Origin of the sequence: Isoptericola variabilis (assembly GCF_050311655.1) — a bacterium.
Taxonomy (GTDB): domain Bacteria; phylum Actinomycetota; class Actinomycetes; order Actinomycetales; family Cellulomonadaceae; genus Isoptericola; species Isoptericola variabilis.
Genome location: NZ_JBNOZM010000003.1, coordinates 379183 through 395459 on the forward strand (window position 1 = coordinate 379183; position 16277 = coordinate 395459).

Below are 16277 nucleotides of genomic sequence, written 5' to 3' on the forward strand. Positions count from 1 at the left end.
CGGGCGATCAGCCCCCGACCAGCGCCTCCCCCAGCGGCGTGCGCTCGTGCAGCACGCGCGGGCCGTCGCGCCGCGAGTCGACCAGGCGCGCGGCGCGCAGCAGCGCGAGGTGGTGCGACGCCGTCGACACGGCGAGGCCGCCGGCCGCGGCGACCTCGCTCGTGGACAGCGGCCCGCGCAGCGCGAGCAGCACGCCCGCCCGGCCCGTCCCGAGCAGGTCCGCGAGCGCCCCGGACGTGTCGGGGACGTCGTCGGACCAGCGCTCGGAGATGCCCAGCGCCGGGTAGAAGAGCGTCGGCTGCGCGGGCGGCTCGGTGACCACCGAGCAGCGGGGGGCCATCACCGACGGGACCAGCACCAGGCCGCTGCCCGCGCAGTCGAGCACCTCGCCGTGCATCCGCAGCCGCACCCGGACGGCGTCGGGAGCCCAGGTGACGGCCGCGTGCAGCGTGTCGACCATGGTGCCGAGGCCGTGCGTCGTGACGCGGCGGGAGCGGGCGCCGATGTCGGCGCGCAGGATCCGCTCGAGCTGCGGCCACGACGGTGCCAGCACCGCGTCCCACACCTGCCGCCAGGCGTCGACGGCGAGGTCGCGGGCGTGCGCCGGGTCGTCGGCGAGCGCCTGCAGCAGCCGCCGGTCGGCGCCGGCGGTGCGGTCGACCCGCTTGAGCAGGTCGACGCGCAGGGGCCCGAGGTCCGCCTCGCGCAGGCGGTCGAGCTCCTCGTCGGGGCCGAGGTCCCAGCCGGGCGTCGAGGTGAGGAAGTCCGGCAGGTACCCGTCGGCGCCGACCAGCAGGGTCAGCAGCGCGAGGGGACGCGCCGGGGCCCGGCCCCGTGCCGCACGGAGCCACCCCCACTGCAGCGGGTGGTACGCCGGCTGGGCCAGCACGCGCACCGCGTGCGCCAGCTCGTGGCCGGGCGAGACGCCGAACCGGATCGCCGAGACGTCGTCGGGCGCGAGGCGGAACTCGACGGTGCGGTCACGGCGGGGGCGGGGCACGGCGTCACCGTAGCGCCGTGCCCCGCCCGCCCTCACTTCAGCAGCCCGTTGACCCGGTCGTTCACCTCCGTGAGCGTGGCGGGGTCGCGGTCGCCGATGTAGATCTCGTCCATCATCGGCGTCATGAGGGCGTCGATCGCGCCGAACTCCTCGGTCACGGGGAAGAAGAGGGTCTGCTTCTTCTCCACCATGTCCGTGAAGACGGAGGCGTCCAGGCCGCGGTCGGCGAAGGCCTCGACCGCCGCCTGGGTGCCCGCGGGCCGCGCGGGGAGCACGACGCCGGCCTCGCCCACGATGCGCTGGCAGTCGTCCGACCCGAGGAACTCGACCCACCGGGCCGCCTCCTCGGGGTCGGGGGTCTGGGCGCTGATCGAGTCGGCGAGCCCGTTGTACATCGACACCGGGTGCCCGACAGGCCCGCTGGGCGGGGGCGCGATGCCCAGGTCCACGCCCGCCAGGTTGGCGTAGGTGCCGAGCATCCAGGAGCCGTTCGCCGAGATCGCCGCCCGGCCCGAGCCGAGGGCCTGCTGCGGGTTGGGCTCGGTGCCCACCTCCTCGTACGGCGCCATGTAGCCCTTGTCGACGAGGCCGAACAGCCACTCGAGCGACTTCTGCACGCGCGGGTCGTCGAAGTGGTACTCGGTGCCCCACACGTCCTTGTCGGTGAACGTCCAGCCGGTCGCGCCCGCCAGCCACGACCACGTCGTCTGCCCGGACATGCCGCCCGAGCCGTTCGACGCCAGACCGTAGACGGCCACGTTCTCGGCGTCGAAGCCCTCCTCGTCGCCGCGGACGCCGTTCTCGTCCACGGTGAGGTGGGCGAGCACCTCCTCGAAGCTGCCGCCGTCGTCCGGGTTCCAGTCGAGGTCCGCGAGGTCCTCCGGGGTCATCCCCGCCTCGGCGATGACGTTCTCGTCGTAGAACAGCGCGACGGTGTCGAAGTCCTTGGGCATGCCGTACTGGGCGCCGTCCTGCCCCACCCACAGGTCCGCGAGGCCCTCCTGGAACCCGCCGTAGTCGACGTCGGCCGTCGCCTCGAGGTCGTTTAGGTCCAGCAGCAGGCCACGCTGTGCGAAGCCGGGGTACTGGGTGAGGTGGTCGGTGAACACGTCCGGCCCGGCGCCGGCGACGAACCCCGCCGTGAGCTTGCGCCAGTAGTCGTTCCAGCCGTACTGGCTGATCCGCACCTGCAGGTCCGGGTTCTGCCGCTCGAACTCGTCCGCGCAGCGCTGGTAGGCGGGCAGCTGGTTCGCGTCCCAGAGCCAGTAGTCCAGGACGACGGCGTCATCGGCCGCCGCGTCGTCCGGCCCGGCGCAGCCCGCCAGGGCGAGGGAGCCGGCGGCCACCGCCGCGGCGAGGGTCGCCGTCGTGCGACGTGCGTGGTGCATGGTCCGCCTCCTCACTTGATCCCGCTGAAGCCGATGGAGTTGACGATCCGCCTCGCGAACACGACGAACAGCAGGATCATCGGCAGCGCGGCCACCAGGGTCGCGGCCATCAGCCCCGCCCAGTCCGGCCCGGTCTGCGGCGTCTGCGCGTTGAAGTTCCCGAGCGCGACGGTGAGCACCCGCGAGTCGTCGGTGTAGGAGACCATCAGCGGCCAGAAGTAGTCGTTCCAGGACCCGATGTACGTGAGGATCGAGATCGTCGCGATCGGGCCCACGGACATCGGGATGATGATCGAGAAGAACACCCGCACCTTGCTGGCGCCGTCGATCAGTGCGGCCTCCTCCACCTCGGTGGAGACGTTCATGAAGAACTGCCGCAGGAAGAAGATCGCGAACGGCGTCATGAACAGCCCGGGCAGCATGATGCCGAGCAGCGTGTCGATCAGCCCGAGCTCCCGGACCAGCACGAAGTTCGGCAGCAGCGTGAAGATCACCGGCACCATCAGGGACAGCAGGAAGACGGCGAACACGGCGTTGCGCCACCGCCAGCGCAGCCGCGAGAACGCGTACGCGGCCATCGCGGAGAAGAACACCTGGCACGCCGTGACGACCGTGGCCACCACGACGGAGTTGCGCAGGTAGAGCCAGAAGTCGATGGAGGCCCCGGAGCCGCCCTGGGCGATGGACTCCTCGGTGGACTGCAGCCCGAAGACGCGCTCGAACCCGCCCCAGCTGAAGTCAACCGGCAGCAGGGACGTCGAGTTGGCGTACAGGGCCCCGTTGCTGGACAGCGCCGTGCGCAGCATCCAGTAGAAGGGGAACAGGGTGACGAGCAGGACGATGATCATCACCGCCCAGGCCAGCACGCGGCCGGGCGTGACCCGGCGTCGACGACGGCGTGGGGGCGCCGTCGTGCCCGTCTCGGGCGCGGGGGCGGTCGTGGGTGCGGCAGGTGCCGTCGTGGTCTCGGTCATGGTCGCCGCCCTTCCTAGTTGAGGTCCGTCTGGCCGGCCCGCGTCATGCGGTACTGGAAGAAGGTGACGACCACCAGGATCAGCAGCATGGCCACGCTCAGCGCCGAGGCGTACCCGAAGTCGAACTGACCGAACGCCTTGTCGTAGATGTAGAGCTGCAGCACGCGACTGGCGTCCACGGGGCCACCGTTCGTCGTGACCGCGACGGTGTCGAACACCTGGAACGACCCGATCACCGAGATGATCAGCACGAGGCCGAGGATGGGGCGCAGCAGCGGGAGCGTGATGCCGAAGAACGTCCGCACCTCCGACGCGCCGTCGACCCGCGCCGCCTCGTACGTGGTGGGCGGGATGGCCTGCAGGCCCGCGAAGATCAGCAGCGCGGTGTACCCCATGTGCCGCCAGACGTTCACCATCGCGATGGTGGGGATGGCCCAGGTCTCGGAGGTGAAGAACCCGATGCGTTCCAGGCCGACCCACTCCAGCAGCTGGTTCCCGATCCCCAGCTGGAAGTCGAGGATCCACAGGAACACCAGCGCGGCGACCACGTTCGACACGAGGTACGGCGCGAGCACCAGCGACCGCAGCAGCGTCGACCGGCTGAGGCGCTGCATCAGCACCGCGATCACCAGCGCCACGACCGTCTGCAGGCCGATGTTGATCACGACGTACAGCAGCGTGACCCGGACGGCGTTCCAGAACACCGGGTCGGCCACCATCTCGCGGTAGTTGTCGAGACCGACGAACTCGGCCGGGCTGAGCAGGTCCCAGGACGTGAAGCTCAGCCAGATGCCGCGGACCAGCGGCCAGAAGTAGAAGACGAGCAGGCCGATGCTGGCCGGCAGGATGAAGAGCAGGGCGAGCCGGGTGTCGTCCCGGCGGCCCGACCGTCTCCCACGGACGGTCGGTACGGGTGGCGCGGACGGTGCAGCCATCAGGTTCCTCCTTGCGTCGTTGCAAGCAGTGCTCGGACAGTGCGGTGCGGTGCGGCCCGGCGTCGTCGGCGACGCCGGGCCGCGGGGGTGACGCTCAGTCGCGCTCGGGGCGGTCCCCGAAGTCCGGGATCGGCAGGCGCTCGCCGCCGGCCAGCGCCGAGGCGTGCGCCACGATGCCGGGCGCCGTGAACTTCGCGGACAGCCAGGCGTCGACGGGCGGGTGCTCGCCGGTGACCACCGCGCGGACGAAGTCGTCGGCGAGGAAGTGGTGGGAGCCCTCGTGACCGTTCGGCGCGTCGGCGTACGTGGCGGGCAGCCGCGTCCGGTCGTGGACCGGCGCCGAGCCGGAGGTGAACGCCTCGCGCAGCGCGGGGTCGACGTCGGCGAGGTCCGCGTCGTCGCCCCCGCCGCGGACCGGGACGAAGTCGGCGGACACGTCCGTGGACGTCTCCTTGTCGTTCCACACGCTCTGGTGGGCGAGCTGCTCGAAGCTGGCCTCGGTGCCGAAGAAGCGGAACCGCGACTCCCGGATGTGCGAGGGATAACCCACCCGGCGCATCTCGTTGGTGCGCATCGCGCCGCCGTCGGCCAGCTCGAACAGCGCCGTGGCGTTGGAGAAGCTGTTCCCGAACTGGCTGACCTCACGGTCGAAGACGCCGTCGCCGCGGCGGTCCTCGACGCCGATGCAGCTCACGCTCACCGCGCGGGTGGGCAGCGCGCCGAGCACGCCGCCGATGGCGTGCGTCGGGTAGAGCATGGGCGGGTAGCTCGCGGTGGCCTTCCAGTTCTCGCCGCCGCTGTACTGGTACGCGGCGTAGAAGCCGAGGTCCATGTCGTGGACGTAGTCGCCCTCGGCGTAGAAGACCTGGCCGAGAGCGCCCTCGCGGACCTTCTCCCTCACGAAGACGGTGGCCGGGTTGTAGTAGCTCGTCTCGCCCATCATGTAGGTGAGGCCGGTGCGCCCGACGGCGGCGATGATCTCCTCGATGTCGGTGAGCTCGGTGGCCATCGGCACGGCCGAGTAGACGTGCTTGCCCGCCTCCAGCGCGGCCAGCACCAGCGGCGCGTGCGTCCAGCGCTGGGTGAAGATGGCGACGGCGTCGACGTCCGAGTCGAGCATCTCCTCGAAGCTGTCGACGACGGTGGCGCGGTCGTAGCGGTCGGCCAGCGACTTGGCCCGCTCGGGGACCAGGTCGGTGATGGTGAGCCGGTCGACGTTCGGGTGCAGGTCCCAGAGCGTCGCGAAGCTGCGCGAGAACTGGCCCGCGCCGACGATGCCGATGCTGATCGAGCCGGCATCCTGCGCGAGCGGGGCGGTCGGGTCGAGGGGAAGTGCGGACAACGGTGCCTCCTGCTGGTGTGTCGGGTCAGGCGGGGTGTCGGGTCAGGTGGGTGCGGTGGGACGGCGGATCGACGAGCATCCACTGACAGGCGACGACGGCGGCGCCGCGGGCCCACTCGTCGAAGCCGGAGGAGAACGCCACGACCTCCGGCCGCGTGGCGTTCGGGTCGAGGTGGTCGGCGAGCGCGGCGTCGAGGGCGGGCCGGGCGTGGGCGAGCATGCCGAGCCCGTCGCCCGCGAGGATCACGGCGGGCAGGCCGAGCACGTTCGCGAGCTGGGCGATCAGCACGCCCAGGGCGTGGCCCGCGTCGGCGAAGACGCGCAGCGCGACCGGGTCGCCGTCGTCCGCCAGCGCGAGCGCGGCATCGAGGTCCAGGTCGGCCCGCCCGCGCGGCACCCCGATGCCGCGGGTGATGGCCGCGGTCGTGAGGAACGCCGACGCGCAGCCGCGGTGCCCGCGCTCGCACACCGGGCCGGAGTCCGCGACCCGCATGTGCCCGATCCGGCCGACCCTGCCCGACGGGCCGGCGAGCACCCGGTCCTCGATGACGATGCCCAGCCCGACGCCGACGCCGACCGTCAGCACGGCGAGGTCGCTCATGCCGCGGCCGGGACCGGACCACTGCACCCCCGCGGTCAGCGCACGGGCGTCCTCACTGAGCACGGTGGGGATGCCGGTCGCCCGCTCCAGGATGTCGGCGAGCGGCACCTGGTCCCAGCCCAGGAAGGGGTTGTGGCGCACGATGTCGTCGAACCGGGACATCCGGCCGGCCAGCCCGACGCCGAGCGCCTGGATCTCGCCCGACCCGCGGAGTTCGTTCACCAGTTCAAGGATCTGGCCGACGACGGTACCCTGCTCGACGTCCGCGAGGTCGCGATGGCCGGACGCCTCGACGAGCCCGGCGGCATCCGTGCGGACCGCGAACACCTCGTCCGACGTGACCTTGACCCCGATGAACCGGTGGCGCCCGGCCTGCAGGACCAGGGGGACGCCGGGGCGGCCGCGGCTCTCCCCGGGCGACGCCGAGTCCTCGGTGATCAGGCCGGCGGCGAGCAGCGGCTGCGTGATCTTGGTGATGCTCGCCGGCGAGCGCTCCAGGCGCCGTGCGAGCTCCGCCCGGGACAGGGGCCCGGCCAGCAGCAGGGCGCGCACGACCGCTCGGGCGGAAGGCTCCAGGGAGCCGAGGCGGGGGACGTCTGCGCGGCGCTGCACGTCCCGAGCCTGGCCCTCTTTCCTTCACTCTGTCAATGAATAGAAGCGATCTCCTCGAGGCTCGCGACGGCCGCGGGCCACGCCTTTCGACGTCGGTCGAAACCCTCGTCGGACGATGTCGCCCCGGCGAGGCTGGACGACGTCAGCCCACCGACCACCACCGAGGAGCCACCATGGCCGCCGTCGTCCCCGCCGACACCATCCGCCTGCCGCACTCGCGCACGCTGCGCTTCGAGGGCCGGCAGCACGGTTCGGGCGTGTCGTTCTTCCTCGTCACCAACGACCCCGGCCAGGGCCCGGACCTGCACCGTCACCCCTACACGGAGACGTGGTCGGTGCTGGAGGGCGAGGCGACGATCCGCATCGGCGCCGAGACCGTCGTCGCCCGCACCGGCGACACCGCCGTCGTCGGGCCCGACGTCTGGCACGGGTTCACCAACACCGGCACCGGCGTGCTGCGCATGATGTGCATCCACGCGTCCGCCACGATGATCCAGCAGAACAAGAGCGAGGAGCACCGCTGATGTCGTTCCAGGCCTACCTCGACGCCGTCGAGACGAAGACCGGGCTCACGCCCCGCCAGATCGTCGACGCCGCCGCGGAGCAGGGCTTCGGCCCCGACAGCAAGACCATGGCCGTCGTCGGGTGGCTCAAGGAGACGTACGGGATCGGGCACGGGCACGCCCAGGCCATGGCGCACGTGATCGTCAAGGGCGACCGGATCAGCTCGAAGCACGTCGGCACGGACGGCACGCACCGCGACGCGAGCGACCGGCTGTGGCTCGACGGCAAGGACGCCCGGCCCGCGGACGGGTGAGGACCCCGGGTGCGCGTCAGGCCGGCCCGAGGAGCCGCTCCGTCGAGACGCACGACACGAGGCACCGCTCCTTGCGGTCGCCGAGCAGGCGCGCGGTCCAGTCGGTGAGGCCCCCGTCGCCGAGTTCCGCCTCGTCGTCCGTCACGACCCGGAGCGCGACGCCGTCGTAGTAGCCGCGGGCGCGCTCGCGGGCGGGGTCCGCCACCACGGGTACGACGTCGTCGCGGACGGCGGGCAGCACCGTGTCCGCGACGCGCTCGGCCACGCCGCCGTCGCCCCAGACGGTGAGCAGGATCCGGGGCCGGCGGGGCGCGACCGTCGCGGCCAGCAGCCGCTGCCACGCCCGCACGTGGGTGACGAGCAGCCCCGCCTCGGTCTGCGCCGAGCCCGTCGCGCGAGCGCTGGACACCAGCACGAGGAGCCGGAAGTGCGCGGCCGCCCCCGGGCCGAAGACCTGCGCCCGCAGCTGGCGCTGGATCGCGGCGACGTGCACCGGCTCGTCGCGCGGGCGGGACGAGCGGCGGTCCGCGGCCTCGACGGCGAGCACGTTGCTGGAGTCGCTCACCACCTCGGTGAGCCGCGTCGTCGTCACGACGCGCTGCTGGCTCACCCCGCCGAGCGCCGCGGCGGTGGCGAGCGGCGCGACGGGCGCGGGCTCGACCGCGGCGAACTCGTCGGGCAGCTCCGCCCACAGGCGCGCCTCCAGCGCCCAGAGGCGGCGCGGGTCGACGGCCGCCGGCCGCACCATGCGGTCGCGGCGCCACTGCGCGAGGACGTCGGCGGGCCGCGTCGTGGCGGCGCGGGCGGCGGCGACGTCGAGCAGCAGCGTGCGCAGGTCGGCGCCGGGCAGGCCGCCCTCGAGCAGCGACCGCGCCCCGCCGGGCACCCGCCGCCACACCCGGTCGGCGGGCCGCGGGACCGTCGGCCGGGGGTCCGTGGTCACCGGGTCAGTCGCCCGGCCACTCGCCCGTCCAGCGCTCGAACGCGCGAGCGCCGCCGCGGTCGATGGCCGCCTTCACGACGGCGAAGATCGCGCCCTGCAGCAGCGACGCGAGCAGGATCTCCCGCAGCCGGTACTCGGACTGCAGGGGCGTGGGCGCGTCGTCGGGGTGCCCGGGCGCGACCCGCTTGTAGACCTGCTTGAAGACCTGCCCCGCCACGATGCCGCCAACGATCGAGCTGACGATCCCCACCGGCCGGTACAGGATCTTCGCGGCCTTGCCGCCCGACTTCTCGGTACGGACCACGTCGTTGTCCTCGCTCATGCCCCGACGCTAGGCCGGGCCGGGGCGGCCCGCACGGGGCGACGGCTGGCGACGGCCCGAGCGGCGGTTACAGTGCCAGGGTTGGTCGGCCGCCGGCGCGGCCCCGACGCACCACCACGACGAACCCGCCACGACGATCACGCGAGGGAGGACGCATGATCCGCACCGTGCGCCCCCTGCTGACGAGTCGTCGCGGGCGCCTGGCCGGCGTGCTGCTCGTGCTCGCGCTCGTCGTCGGCGTCGTCCTCATGCACGCCATGAGCGGCTCCGCGACCCGGCACGCCGAGCACCACGCCCCCGTCGCCGTGGTGACCCAGGCCCACACGGCACCGGGCACGACGGCGGGCACGACGACGCACGCCGACGCCCCGGCCGTGCACAGCTCCGACGCCCCCACCGGGTGCGGCGCCGGCGGCTGCGGCGGGCACGAGCTGGTCACGGCCATGTGCCTCATGATCCTGGCGGTGCTGCTCACGCTCGTCGGCCCCGGCGCCCGCGCGCTGCTGCGCGCCGAGGGCCCGCGCGCCGTGGCGTGGCTCCCGCTCCCGGCCCTCTCGCTCCCGGCGGCCGGCCCCAGCCTGCACGCCCTCGGGATCTCTCGGACGTAGGACCGCCCGGGCCCGCCCCCAGACCGGGGCGCCGGCCCGCCGCGACTCCCACCGAGAACCCCGAGAAAGGCACGACCCCATGACCCACACGTTCCTCGCGCGCGCCCGCGTGCCCGCGCTCGTCCTCGCCGTCGGCCTCACGCTCGCCGCGTGCGGCATGGACGACGGCACCGGCCACGGCATGGACGGCATGGACGGCATGTCCCCCACCGCCGGCGCCTCGTCCGACGCGCCTACCGACGCCGGTTCGGACGCCGCGGCCAACGCCGCCGACGTGATGTTCGCGCAGATGATGCTCCCCCACCACGAGCAGGCGATCGAGATGTCCGACGCCCTGCTCGCCAAGGACGGCATCAGCCCCGAGCTGGTCGGCCTGGCGGAGCAGATCAAGGCCGCCCAGGGCCCCGAGATCGACACGCTCACCGGCTGGCTCGACGACTGGGGCGCCGACCCCGAGGCCGGCGCCGGCTCGGGCCACGGCGACCACGGCATGGCGGGCATGATGTCGCCCGAGGACCTGCAGGCCCTCGGGGACGCGACCGGGACGGACGCCGAGCGGCTGTTCCTCGAGCAGATGGTCGCCCACCACGAGGGCGCGGTCGAGATGGCGCAGGCCGAGGTGTCCGGCGGCCGGCACGCCGGCGCCGTCGAGATGGCGCAGGCCGTCGTCGACACCCAGACGGCCGAGATCCAGCAGATGCGGGACCTCCTGGCGTCCCGGTGACGCACCGGTGACCCGGGCCCCGACGGCCCGGGTCACCGCGGGCCGACCAGCTCGTGATCGTTTCGTGACATTCCACCCGCCGGTGCGGTACGTTCCTCCGGGCCGGTGGTTCAGGCAGCAGGAGAGGTCGCATGACAACCCACGTTCACAGGAGCACCGCGCACCGCGGCGCACCCGCTCCGTCCGACGCGTCGGCGCAGGCCGCGCGATGACGCAGACCCAGCCCGCACCGGCCCCCGCCACCCGCACGTACCCGAGCCGTCGCGACCCCGGACGCGGCGGGCGCAGCCGCCCCGTCACCGCCGTCCGGCACGTGCCGGAGCCGGTGCGCGAGCCCGCCCCGACCCGCCCCGCGACCCCTGCCGCTCCCTTCCCCGCCGCGTCCCCCGTCGCGCCCGCCGCCCCCGTGCACGCCCCGGCGACGGCCGCGCCCGCCGTCGTGCACGCCCACGTGTTCGACCCCGTGCGGCCCGCCGCCGGCCGCGCGACCCCGCGCAGCGAGACCACCCGCGGCGAGACGACCCGCTCGGAGCGCCGTCCGGTGCGCAAGTCGGCGCGCAAGCGCGTCCCGGGCCGCCTGGCGGGACTGGGCGTCGGGCTGACCGTCGCCGTCGCGACCACCACGACGCTCACCGCCATCGCGCCGCAGGCCTCGGCGCCAGAGCCCGACGACCAGCCGACGACGGGCTCGCTCGAGGCGATCACCGCCGCGGCGGCCGCCGCCGTCGACGACCGCGACGGCGGTGCGTCGCGCAGCGGCGCTCGGGCCGCGGTCGCGAAGGTCTCGACCGTGCAGCAGACCGCGGCCGGCGCGACCGTCACGGTGTCCGACAAGGCGAAGATGTCGGTCGAGAAGCTCGCCCGGGGCGAGATCGAGGCGCCCCCGCCCGTGCTGCCGGGCTGCGACGGCAAGGCCGCCGGCACCGGCTCCAACGGGCAGATCCCGTCCAGCGAGCTGTGCACCCTGTGGGACGGGCGCACGCAGGTCCGCGCCGACGCGGCCGTCGCGCTCGCCGAGCTCAACGAGGCCTACAAGGCGGCGTGGGGCGAGTCCATGTGCATCACGGACGGCTTCCGCAGCTATTCGCAGCAGGTCGCGACCAAGGCCGCCAAGGGATACCTCGCGGCCGTGCCCGGCACGTCGAACCACGGCTGGGGCCTCGCCGTCGACATCTGCCCCGAGACCTACTCCGGCTCCCGGTGGGACTGGCTCGCCGCGAACGCCCCCGCCTACGGCTGGGACAACCCCGACTGGGCCCGGCCCGGCGGCTCGAAGTACGAGCCGTGGCACTGGGAGTACACCGCGGGCGTCACGCAGATGGGCGGCTACTGACCGGTCGGGCGCGACGTGCGGACCTCGGCGCGATGTCGGTGCCGCAGCCCGCTCCCGGGACCGTCGACGCGCCCGACGACGCCCACGGGCGCCGTCGCGAGCCCGGGCGTACAGTCGGGCCGGACACCCTGACCAGCGACGACGTCGACGACGGCGGAGGAGCCGATGACCTTCACCCACCCGCAGGGCACGCGCGGGGCGCGGCAGCCGCGCGGCCCGTTCCTCGCCTGGATGAACCGGCGGATGGCGCACCGGATCCGGCGGCGGAGCAGCCGGGCAGGGGCAGGTGACACGCTCGTGCTGACCACGATCGGTCGGAGGAGCGGCGAGGAGCGGCCGGTGCCGGTCGCGTCCTTCCCGGCCGGCGACGGGTCCTGGTACGTGGTCGCCTCCGCGGCCGGCGCGGCGAAGAACCCGGCCTGGTACCTGAACCTGGCGGCCGCCCCCGACCGCGCGACCGTCGAGACGGGCGGCGAGAAGGTCCCGGTCTCCGCCACCGAGCTGCACGGCGAGGAGCGCGCCGAGGTGTGGCGGACCATCGTCGCCACCGCGCCCGGTTTCGCGCGGTACGGGGAGCGGACGGACCGCGAGCTCCCGGTCATCCGCCTGACCCGGCGCTGAGCGTCGTGACCGCCACGGACGGACCCGGGCCGCCGGCACGCGGGGGCCGGCCCTGGCTGCGGCGCACGCTCCGGGCCGTGATCGCCGTCCTGCTCGGGGTGCTGCTCGCGCTCGGCTGGTACCAGGTGTCCGTGCAGCCGGGCGCGGCGATGCTGCGGGCGCTGTTCGACTCCGCACCCGGGGTCACGCCGCCGCCCGACGTCGAGGACGCGCGGGCGAAGGTCGCAGCGCCGCAGACGGTGCCGATCCCCACCCCGGACGCCCCCGACGCGAGCGTCGTCGTGTACGCGCCGCGGGCCGAGGGGCCGCACCCGGTGGTGGTGTGGGTGCACGGCGGGGGCTTCGTCTCGGGCTCGCCCGCGACCGTCGAGGACTTCTCCGTCCTGCTCGCGAGCCGCGGGTACACGGTCGTCAGCGTGGACTACACGCTGGCCCCGGAGGCGCAGTACCCCGTGCCGGTGCGGCAGGCCAACGCCGCGCTCGGCTTCGTGCAGGACCGGATCGGGGAGTACGGCGGCGACCCCGCGCGCGTCGTCCTGGGCGGCGACTCCGCGGGCGCGCAGATCGCGAGCCAGCTGGCCGCCGTGCAGACGAACCCCGGGCTCGCCGCCGACCTCGGCCTCACCCCGGGCGTGCCGACGGACCGCCTGCGCGGCGTCGTCCTGTACTGCGGCGCGTACGACCTGGACACCCTGGCCGCCACCGGCTTCCCCGGCCTGCGCACGTTCCTCTGGGCGTACACGGGCCACCGCGACTGGGCGGACGCCCCGTTCGCCGACCAGCTCTCCACCACGGAGCAGGCGACCGCGGACTACCCGCCGACCTACCTCACCGTCGGCGACGCGGACCCGTTCGAGAGCCAGGGGCGCGAGCTCGCGACCGCGCTCGAGGGGCGCGGCGTCCCGACCGAGACCCTGTTCTGGGACGAGGGCGAAGGCCTCGGGCACGAGTACCAGTTCGACTTCGACCGTCCGCAGGCCGTCCGGTCGTTCGACGCCACGCTCGACTTCCTGGAGGACCGGACCGGATGACCGAGCCAGCACCGCGCGCCGGGCGCGCACGACGCGTCGTCGGCTGGATCGCCCTGGCCCTGCTAGCGGCGGCCACGGCCGCGGTCACCTACGCCGTCGTCGTCTTCCTCGGGCACTGACGCGCGGCCCGGGCGGGCGCCTGGACACCGGACGGGACCCCCGGTCTACTATCTGCGTATGAGCGAAGATACGAAGTCGTGCACGTTCGACGAGAGCTCGGCGTACGTCGACCTGGCCGTCGAGGTGTTCGCCCTGCTCGCCGACCCGACCCGCGTGCGGATCATCCTGGCCCTGCGCGGCGAGGAGATGTCGGTCAACCACCTCGCCGACGTCGTCGACAAGTCCCCGACCGCCGTCTCGCAGCACCTCGCGAAGCTCCGGTGGGGCCGGATCGTCCGGGCGCGACAGGACGGCAACCGCGTCTTCTACTCGCTCGTCGACGAGCACGCGCGCAAGCTCGTCACCCAGGCGGTGTTCCAGGCGCAGCACGCCGTCGACGCCACGCCCGCGCACCACGCGGCGCACCCCGACGACCACGGCTCCGTGTCATGACGACCCACCCCTCACCGGGCCGCACCCACGAGCACGACCAGCACGACCATGAGCACGACCATGACCACCAGCACGAGCACTCGACCGGGCTCCGCGGCTGGCTGCACGACGTGTTCGTGCCACACTCGCACGACGCGGCGGACTCCATCGACGACGCGCTGGAGGCGAGCGGGCAGGGCATCCGGGCCGTCAAGGCCAGCCTCGTCGTCCTCGGCCTGACGGCGGCCGCGCAGCTCGGCATCGTCGCGATCAGCGGGTCGGTGGCCCTGCTGGCCGACACGATCCACAACTTCTCCGACGCCCTCACCGCGGTGCCGCTGTGGATCGCGTTCGTGCTCGGCCGCCGCGCCGCCACCTCCCGCTACACGCACGGGTACGGCCGCGCCGAGGATCTCGCCGGGCTGTTCATCGTCGCGATGATCGCCCTGTCCGCCCTGGTGGCCGGGATCGAGTCGGTCCGTCGGCTCGCCGACCCGCAGCCGCTGGCGAACCTCGGCTGGGTGGTCGCCGCCGGCGTGGTCGGCTTCGCCGGCAACGAGGCGGTGGCGGTCTACCGCATCCGGGTCGGCCGCCGGATCGGCTCCGCGGCGCTCGTCGCCGACGGCGTGCACGCCCGCACGGACGGGTTCACCTCGCTCGCGGTCGTCGTCGGCGCCCTGGGCGTGTGGGCCGGACTCCCGCTCGCCGACCCGGTCGTCGGCCTGCTCATCACCGCCGCGATCGTCGTGCTGCTGTGGGGCACCGCCCGGGACGTCGGGCGACGGCTGCTCGACGGCGTCGACCCCGACCTCACGCTCCGCGCGCGTCACGCCCTGTCGGAGGTGCCGGGCGTCGAGGCCGTGGAGAACCTCCGCCTGCGCTGGACCGGCCACCGCCTCGCGGTCCAGGCGACGATCCGCGTCGCACCCGGCGCCGCCGTCGCGGACGCCGACGTCATCGGCGCAGCGGGCGAGCACGCCGTCATCGACGCCCTGCCGGGCGTGGGGACGGTCGACCTGGTGCCGCGGGCGGGCTGACGGGTCCGGTGGTCGCCCTCCGGGTCCGGCCCTAGGGTGGCGAGCGCGATGCGGCACCCGTCGGGAGAGGGCGAGGCACGGTGACCGGAGACGGCGACGACGACGTCCGTCCGGCGAGCCCGCCGCCGCGACGGTGGCCCCGGCACCTCCACCTGCGGCGCTTCTCGCTGCGACGCCGGTCGCTCGAGGCGGAGCCCGTGGTGGACGCCGCGTCCGAGCGGCTCCAGGAGTTCCTGGTGCTGCTCGGGGGCGCGCTGCTCACGGTCGGGACGGCGGCCACGGACATCCAGCACACGCTCAAGCGGGTCGCCGTCGCGCTCGGGTCGCCGCAGACCACGCTGTTCGTGTTCCCGACGCTGATCCTCATCAAGATGCCGGGCGACACCGAGACCCGGTTCGACGTCGCCGAGTCCGCCGGGGGCGAGGTCCGCTTCGACCGCGCCGCGCAGGTGTACGCCGTCGTGGACGACGCCGTCGCGGGCCGGATCGACGCGTCGGAGGGGGTGCAGCGGCTGCAGCAGGTCCGGGACGCGCACCCGCGGTTCCCGCGCTGGGTGCGCACCGCCGGGCACGGGCTGGCCGCGGCGGGGCTGGGCCTCGTGCTGCTGGGCGGCAACCCCGTCAGCCTGCTGTACGCGTTCGTGCTCGGCGTGCTGGTGGGCGCGGTCAAGCTCACCGTGCGGCCCGGCACGTACGCCGCGACCCTGCTCCCCGTCGTCACCGCGTTCGTGCTGGCGCTGCTCGTCTTCGGGCTCGCGGACACCGCCGTCGTGAGCGAGCCGCTGCAGGTGCTGGTGCCCCCGCTGGTCACGCTGCTGCCCGGGGCGGCGCTCACCACCGGGGTGCAGGAGCTGGCCGCGGGAGACATGGTCGCCGGGTCCAGCCGCCTCGTCTCCGGCCTGGCGCAGCTGCTGTTCCTCGCGTTCGGGATCCTCGCGGCCCTGGCGATCACCCACGTGCCCAGCGCCGACGCGCTGGCCTCCTCCCCCACGACGCTCGGGGCGTTCCAGCCGTGGGTCGGCGTGCTGCTCTTCTCGCTCGGCATCTTCCTGTACCACTGCGGGCCGCCCCGGTCGCTCTTCTTCCTCACCGTCGTGCTGCTGGTGGCGTACGGCGGGCAGGTCGTCGGCGCGACCGTCACCAGCGGCGTCTACAGCGGTTTCCTCGGCGCCGCCGCGCTCACGCTGTGCGCGTACCTGGTGCAGACCGTCAAGGGCGCCCCGCCCGCCGTCGTCTGCTTCCTCCCCGCGTTCTGGCTGCTCGTGCCCGGCGCCACCGGGCTGATCGGTCTCACCCAGACCGCCAGCGGCGACGCCGTCAGCTCCACGAGCCTGCCCACCATCGCCGGGTCGATCGTCGCCATCGCGCTCGGCGTCCTCGTCGGCACCGCGCTGTACCGGCAGATCTACACGATGGCGCCGGCCCGCTGGGGCCTGCGGCCGACGTGACGGGGCCGCC

At 74.1% G+C, this 16277-nt stretch carries 19 protein-coding genes; 11 read left to right on the forward strand and 8 right to left on the reverse strand.

The window, feature by feature from the left end; genetic code table 11:
* Positions 1 to 7 precede the first annotated feature (7 nt).
* From ACQP60_RS08925 to ACQP60_RS08950, 6 genes are all read right to left on the reverse strand, one after another.
* Positions 8 to 1000, reverse strand: a complete 993-nt coding sequence (locus tag ACQP60_RS08925) for an ArsR/SmtB family transcription factor (RefSeq protein WP_429730928.1) — start codon at positions 998 to 1000, stop codon at positions 8 to 10.
* A gap of 32 nt (positions 1001 to 1032) precedes the next feature.
* Entirely contained in the window at positions 1033 to 2388 is a 1356-nt protein-coding gene (locus ACQP60_RS08930; protein WP_429730931.1) for an ABC transporter substrate-binding protein, read from the reverse strand.
* An 11-nt stretch (positions 2389 to 2399) separates the two neighbouring features.
* A complete protein-coding gene (locus ACQP60_RS08935; RefSeq protein ID WP_429730934.1) occupies positions 2400 to 3362 on the reverse strand; it encodes a carbohydrate ABC transporter permease in 963 nt (320 codons plus the stop codon).
* Positions 3363 to 3376: 14 nt separating this feature from the next.
* On the reverse strand, positions 3377 to 4297 hold the full coding sequence (locus ACQP60_RS08940) for a carbohydrate ABC transporter permease (protein ID WP_429730936.1): 921 nt from the start codon (positions 4295 to 4297) through the stop codon (positions 3377 to 3379).
* A 94-nt stretch (positions 4298 to 4391) separates the two neighbouring features.
* Positions 4392 to 5639, reverse strand: coding sequence for a Gfo/Idh/MocA family protein (locus tag ACQP60_RS08945; RefSeq protein ID WP_429730939.1), 1248 nt, complete (start codon positions 5637 to 5639; stop codon positions 4392 to 4394).
* 25 nt (positions 5640 to 5664) lie between these two features.
* A complete protein-coding gene (locus ACQP60_RS08950; protein WP_429730942.1) occupies positions 5665 to 6852 on the reverse strand; it encodes an ROK family protein in 1188 nt (395 codons plus the stop codon).
* A gap of 173 nt (positions 6853 to 7025) precedes the next feature.
* Between ACQP60_RS08950 and ACQP60_RS08955 the strand changes: the two genes are divergently transcribed.
* Positions 7026 to 7376 carry a cupin domain-containing protein gene (locus ACQP60_RS08955; RefSeq protein ID WP_429730945.1) on the forward strand — a complete coding sequence of 117 codons (351 nt, stop codon included), beginning with the start codon at positions 7026 to 7028 and terminating at the stop codon, positions 7374 to 7376.
* On the forward strand, positions 7376 to 7669 hold the full coding sequence (locus ACQP60_RS08960; protein ID WP_429730948.1) for a DUF4287 domain-containing protein: 294 nt from the start codon (positions 7376 to 7378) through the stop codon (positions 7667 to 7669). The genes ACQP60_RS08955 and ACQP60_RS08960 overlap by 1 nt, the downstream gene beginning before the upstream one ends.
* A 16-nt stretch (positions 7670 to 7685) precedes the next feature.
* Here the strand turns inward: ACQP60_RS08960 and ACQP60_RS08965 are convergent, their stop codons facing one another.
* Both ACQP60_RS08965 and ACQP60_RS08970 read right to left on the reverse strand, forming a co-directional pair.
* Positions 7686 to 8612: a hypothetical protein gene (locus ACQP60_RS08965; protein WP_429730951.1), complete on the reverse strand. Its 927-nt coding sequence runs from the start codon at positions 8610 to 8612 to the stop codon at positions 7686 to 7688.
* 4 nt (positions 8613 to 8616) lie between these two features.
* Entirely contained in the window at positions 8617 to 8934 is a 318-nt protein-coding gene (locus tag ACQP60_RS08970; protein ID WP_429730954.1) for a DUF4235 domain-containing protein, read from the reverse strand.
* Between the two features lie 155 nt (positions 8935 to 9089).
* Between ACQP60_RS08970 and ACQP60_RS08975 the strand changes: the two genes are divergently transcribed.
* The 9 genes from ACQP60_RS08975 to ACQP60_RS09015 all read left to right on the forward strand — a co-directional run bounded on the left by ACQP60_RS08975 (position 9090) and on the right by ACQP60_RS09015 (position 16267).
* Positions 9090 to 9542 (forward strand): hypothetical protein, encoded by a 453-nt coding sequence (locus tag ACQP60_RS08975; protein WP_429730957.1) that lies wholly within the window; start codon positions 9090 to 9092, stop codon positions 9540 to 9542.
* Positions 9543 to 9621: 79 nt separating this feature from the next.
* Positions 9622 to 10266 carry a DUF305 domain-containing protein gene (locus ACQP60_RS08980; RefSeq protein WP_429730960.1) on the forward strand — a complete coding sequence of 215 codons (645 nt, stop codon included), beginning with the start codon at positions 9622 to 9624 and terminating at the stop codon, positions 10264 to 10266.
* A gap of 208 nt (positions 10267 to 10474) precedes the next feature.
* On the forward strand, positions 10475 to 11599 hold the full coding sequence (locus tag ACQP60_RS08985; RefSeq protein ID WP_429730963.1) for a M15 family metallopeptidase: 1125 nt from the start codon (positions 10475 to 10477) through the stop codon (positions 11597 to 11599).
* 165 nt (positions 11600 to 11764) lie between these two features.
* Entirely contained in the window at positions 11765 to 12220 is a 456-nt protein-coding gene (locus tag ACQP60_RS08990) for a nitroreductase/quinone reductase family protein (RefSeq protein ID WP_429730967.1), read from the forward strand.
* A gap of 77 nt (positions 12221 to 12297) precedes the next feature.
* A complete protein-coding gene (locus ACQP60_RS08995) occupies positions 12298 to 13251 on the forward strand; it encodes an alpha/beta hydrolase (RefSeq protein WP_429730969.1) in 954 nt (317 codons plus the stop codon).
* Entirely contained in the window at positions 13248 to 13370 is a 123-nt protein-coding gene (locus ACQP60_RS09000; RefSeq protein ID WP_429730972.1) for a hypothetical protein, read from the forward strand. The genes ACQP60_RS08995 and ACQP60_RS09000 overlap by 4 nt, the downstream gene beginning before the upstream one ends.
* Positions 13371 to 13428: 58 nt before the next feature.
* On the forward strand, positions 13429 to 13803 hold the full coding sequence (locus ACQP60_RS09005) for an ArsR/SmtB family transcription factor (protein WP_429730975.1): 375 nt from the start codon (positions 13429 to 13431) through the stop codon (positions 13801 to 13803).
* Entirely contained in the window at positions 13800 to 14819 is a 1020-nt protein-coding gene (locus ACQP60_RS09010) for a cation diffusion facilitator family transporter (RefSeq protein ID WP_429730978.1), read from the forward strand. Before ACQP60_RS09005 ends, ACQP60_RS09010 begins: the two co-directional genes overlap by 4 nt.
* A gap of 80 nt (positions 14820 to 14899) precedes the next feature.
* Positions 14900 to 16267 carry a threonine/serine exporter family protein gene (locus tag ACQP60_RS09015; RefSeq protein WP_429730981.1) on the forward strand — a complete coding sequence of 456 codons (1368 nt, stop codon included), beginning with the start codon at positions 14900 to 14902 and terminating at the stop codon, positions 16265 to 16267.
* Positions 16268 to 16277: the final 10 nt, after the last annotated feature.

Bases quoted from the DNA above. Each gene is read 5' to 3' on its own strand.
- ACQP60_RS08930 (WP_429730931.1), bottom strand. From the start codon at position 2,388: ATGCACCACGCACGTCGCACGACGGCGACCCTCGCCGCGGCGGTGGCC.
- ACQP60_RS08935 (WP_429730934.1), bottom strand. From the start codon at position 3,362: ATGACCGAGACCACGACGGCACCTGCCGCACCCACGACCGCCCCCGCG.
- ACQP60_RS08990 (WP_429730967.1), top strand. From the start codon at position 11,765: ATGACCTTCACCCACCCGCAGGGCACGCGCGGGGCGCGGCAGCCGCGC.
- ACQP60_RS09005 (WP_429730975.1), top strand. From the start codon at position 13,429: ATGAGCGAAGATACGAAGTCGTGCACGTTCGACGAGAGCTCGGCGTAC.
- ACQP60_RS08955 (WP_429730945.1), top strand. From the start codon at position 7,026: ATGGCCGCCGTCGTCCCCGCCGACACCATCCGCCTGCCGCACTCGCGC.
- ACQP60_RS08980 (WP_429730960.1), top strand. From the start codon at position 9,622: ATGACCCACACGTTCCTCGCGCGCGCCCGCGTGCCCGCGCTCGTCCTC.
- ACQP60_RS09000 (WP_429730972.1), top strand. From the start codon at position 13,248: ATGACCGAGCCAGCACCGCGCGCCGGGCGCGCACGACGCGTCGTCGGC.
- ACQP60_RS08985 (WP_429730963.1), top strand. From the start codon at position 10,475: ATGACGCAGACCCAGCCCGCACCGGCCCCCGCCACCCGCACGTACCCG.
- ACQP60_RS09010 (WP_429730978.1), top strand. From the start codon at position 13,800: ATGACGACCCACCCCTCACCGGGCCGCACCCACGAGCACGACCAGCAC.
- ACQP60_RS08975 (WP_429730957.1), top strand. From the start codon at position 9,090: ATGATCCGCACCGTGCGCCCCCTGCTGACGAGTCGTCGCGGGCGCCTG.
- ACQP60_RS08970 (WP_429730954.1), bottom strand. From the start codon at position 8,934: ATGAGCGAGGACAACGACGTGGTCCGTACCGAGAAGTCGGGCGGCAAG.
- ACQP60_RS08940 (WP_429730936.1), bottom strand. From the start codon at position 4,297: ATGGCTGCACCGTCCGCGCCACCCGTACCGACCGTCCGTGGGAGACGG.
- ACQP60_RS08960 (WP_429730948.1), top strand. From the start codon at position 7,376: ATGTCGTTCCAGGCCTACCTCGACGCCGTCGAGACGAAGACCGGGCTC.